Genomic DNA, 3,916 nt, shown 5'->3' on the forward strand with positions numbered 1-3,916 from the left:
GGGTGCAACCCATTCACCATTGATGAAGTTGTCGTATTTTTCGCGGAATTGGACTTGGCTTTTTTCTGTGTTTGGATAGGGATATAACATTAACTGCTCCTTGTTGTTTTATGTATGAGGCAAGTCATATATAAGCAATTATTTATTACATCATCGTGTAAAATAACTGCTTATCTCATCGCCACCGAATCTTCCTAGTTGAGTTCTCACTTCATACTACTCAACTTTTGAGCAGAGTTATACTCACTTTTAATAATAACTAATCAATAGACTCATGAAATTTAGTTATGGAAAATGTGTCAGTTAAAAGGGTTCGTAAAGCTGATGTAGCTGTTATAATTATTGCCAATATTTTAAGCCACGGCATTTATAAAATTGCTGATGGCTGCTCTCTTTTCTTTTTCTTCTAAGTTATTGGTTGGTTTGAATATATGCGTCAATCTTCTGCTCTTGATATCCTAAAAACAGGTCAAAATGTCTTTTTGACTGGCTCAGCAGGTTCAGGTAAGACCTATACACTCAATCAATACATCGATTATCTACGCGCACGCCGTGTGCCAGTGGCGGTCACTGCCAGTACGGGAATTGCTGCCACGCATATGAATGGTACGACCATTCATAGCTGGTCGGGTATCGGTATCAAAGATGAGCTAAGTGACCGAGACCTCACCACGCTGTCACGCAAACAGTTTTTAGCAGATAGATTAAAGGACACGGCAGTACTCATCATTGATGAGATATCGATGCTGCATGCCAAGCAGATTAATTTGGTGAGTCAGGTACTCAAACATATTCGCAAAAACGACAAAGCATTTGGCGGTATTCAGGTCGTGGTGGCAGGGGACTTTTTTCAGTTACCGCCAATTGGTAGTAAGGGCGAAAGCAACCGTGAGAAGTTTGCTTTTATGTCTGAGGCGTGGCTTGATGCCAAGTTCCATATTTGCTACTTGTCTGAGCAGCATCGTCAAGTGAGCGAGGCAGCCAACGGTGGTCTTGATTTGGACGATATTTTAAATCAAATTCGTCGTCAAGAAGTCACCTTTGACGCGATTGCTGCGCTAGAAGCTACCTTTGACCAAAACGTCGATATCAAGCGCACCCGTCTGTATACGCATAATCTCAACGTCAATAAAATCAATGATAAAGAATTGGCGGCATTATCTGGTGAGATGATGCGTTTTGAGGCCACGTCTACGGGTGATAGTAAGCTGGTTGAGACACTCAAAAAGACAGTACGTACCCAAGATGATTTAGTGCTCAAAGTTGGCTCAAAGGTGATGTTTATCAAAAACAACACCGAGCTTGGTGTCTCTAACGGTACGATGGGTGAGCTGATAGGTTTTGCTGCGGTGAAAATCGACGATAGCAAAGATACCAGTGAGGCTTTGATTGAAGATGATGATATCGACAGCACTGCCGACAGTGATGAAGCATCTGCCAAAAGTACAAAGAGTAAAACCAAAAAAGACAAAGAAAAACCAAAAGCTAAAAAACCAACGACACAGAAAATGCCAGTGGTTAGGCTTAACTCAGGGCGTGAAGTTATCGCTGAGCCTGAAGAGTGGATCATCGAAGATGAGACGGGTGAAGTGCTAGCGAGCTATGAGCAAGTGCCGCTTTGTCTAGCCTGGGCAATTACTATTCATAAGTCACAAGGCATGACACTGGACGCTGCTGAGATAGATTTGTCGCGTACCTTTGAATTAGGACAAGGCTATGTAGCCTTATCAAGGCTCAAGTCGCTAGCAGGGTTGCAATTGCTAGGCATGAACGACATGAGCCTGCAGCTAGATCCATTAGCTCGCGGTGCAGACAAGCGCTTTTTAGTGCTATCTGAAGAAGCTGATGCCAACTATGCCATGCTCGATGAAGAGAGTATGACGCAGGCACATGAGAAGTTCGTTCTAAAATCAGGCGGTACACTGAGTAAGTCAGTGATTGATGGCTATGCCAATCTACAAAAGAAGCGCCGCGAGCAACAGCAGGCGCAGCTAGATAAAAAGCAAAAAATGGGCAGTCAGGTGTCTGATAAGTCGGACAGTACATTGCTTGCGACCAGAGTACTCCTAGAAGAGAGTCTGTCTATTGCAGAAATCTCTCAAGCCCGTCAGCTGTCACAGTCCACCATCATGCGCCATATCGGTGAGTTAAAATCTCAAGACCCAGGCTTGGCTTGCGATCATCTGCGTCCTGAAGACGAGGTGATGACTGCCGTTGGTAATGCTTATGTGGTGATTAAAGTTGCCAATAATCCAAACGATTTTAATGATGATGGTAGTATTAAGCTGCGTCCGATATTTGACCATCTGAAGCAAAGCATTGACTACAACACCATTCGATTGGCACTTATCTTTATAACACCTTAGCGCTTGTTGGGCACTCGACTATGGCAATCAGCAGTACGCACTTGTGTGCCTACTTGTGAATGGGCAACATGCCCTAATATTCAACCTATTGTTAAAACCATTAAAGCGCATGGTTTTTGTTCCATTGTAGTGCTGAAATTGCAGTGCTCAATTTTATATCTCTCTTTATAGCGATAACTTGTTATGCCTGATTTTTCTAGCGCCACCTATCAATTAACATCTGACCCTGTAGCAGCAGCGCTTTATGCCACTGGTGAGCACACACAGCCACTGAGAGTAGCTATTAATGGTTTTGGACGTATAGGGCGCAATGTGTTGCGTGCATTGTTAGAGCGCTTTGAAGTGTTAGGTCGGGCGATTCATGTGGTGGCGATTAATGATTTAGCGCCAGCGGATATCTTGCTGCATTTATTGAAGTTTGATAGTACACATGGGCGTTTGAGCCGACTGGGCGTTAGTGCCGAGATTGTAGAGAGTGGTGCCGACGATACCAGCAAGACTCAGCTCTGTCTGACGAAGAGCAATCTAACCTACTGTATTAATATGCTGTCGGAGGCAGACCCGAAAAACCTACCTTGGGAGGCGCTGGGTATCGATGTGGTACTAGAATGTACAGGTCATTTCCGCTCTTATGAGCAATCTCAGCTGCATAGAGCGGCTGGCGCTCAGCAAGTGATTATTGGCGCGGCACCTTTTGATGATGTAGATGCCTGTATCGTTATGGGCGTCAACACGGATGAGTTAACGCGTGAGCTGCCGATTATCTCAAGTGTTTCTTGTACCACGCAAGCATTGGTACCCTTGATTGCGACCCTCGATACCGCATTTGGTGTTAAATCAGCCATGATGACGGAGATTCACGCAGTCACGGCCGACCAAACGGTACTCGATCAGGCGCATCGAGATCCGAGACGCGCGCGGGCTTCTGGTTATAATATTATCCCGACCACTTCTAGCAGTATCGCTGCGACAGAGCGGGTGCTACCAGCGATGATAGGCAAAATAAATGGGCACTCAATACGTGTACCAACTATCGATGTTGCCGCCATTGATGTGACTTTTGTGTTTGATGCGCCTAATGTGAGTGTCGATGATATTCGTGACGTGCTGAAATCGGCTAGTCAAGGTGGCTTAATTGATATTATGGCTTATACCGAGGAGCCATTGGTCTCCAGTGATTTTATTCATCAGACAGAGTCGCTTATCATCGATGGGCAGCAGTTGATGCAAGTGGGTGAGCAATATAAGGTTTTTGCTTGGTATGATAATGAGTGGGGCTATGCCAATAGGTTGCTAGATATGTGCCTACATCTGGCATCTAATAAAAAACCTATAGTCAATCCTTGATAAAAGAGTAACAGCATCAATCTTGCTTGAAGTATCACCTATACATCTATATTCAGTTGCCTTGACGCTCTTTTAAACGGAATTAATGATAGCAGCAAAATAATTTAAATTCGTTAAATTAATTGCTTGCATTTTTATTTTATATCGTTATAATGATGCACCTATGGAGACGTGGCAGAGTGGTTGAATGCACCGGTCTTGAA

2 protein-coding genes are annotated in these 3,916 nt (G+C 44.1%); both read left to right on the forward strand.

Translation table 11 applies throughout. The features are described from left to right. The first annotated feature begins 431 nt into the window (after nucleotides 1-431). Nucleotides 432-2,366, forward strand: a complete 1,935-nt coding sequence (locus AAEY75_RS14030; protein ID WP_352259897.1) for a DEAD/DEAH box helicase — start codon at nucleotides 432-434, stop codon at nucleotides 2,364-2,366. A gap of 183 nt (nucleotides 2,367-2,549) precedes the next feature. After that, nucleotides 2,550-3,713, forward strand: a complete 1,164-nt coding sequence (locus tag AAEY75_RS14035) for a type I glyceraldehyde-3-phosphate dehydrogenase (RefSeq protein ID WP_352259898.1) — start codon at nucleotides 2,550-2,552, stop codon at nucleotides 3,711-3,713. Nucleotides 3,714-3,916: the final 203 nt, after the last annotated feature.

The sequence above is a fragment of the Psychrobacter sp. TB55-MNA-CIBAN-0194 genome (assembly GCF_040309505.1).
In the GTDB taxonomy this organism is placed as follows: domain Bacteria; phylum Pseudomonadota; class Gammaproteobacteria; order Pseudomonadales; family Moraxellaceae; genus Psychrobacter; species Psychrobacter fozii.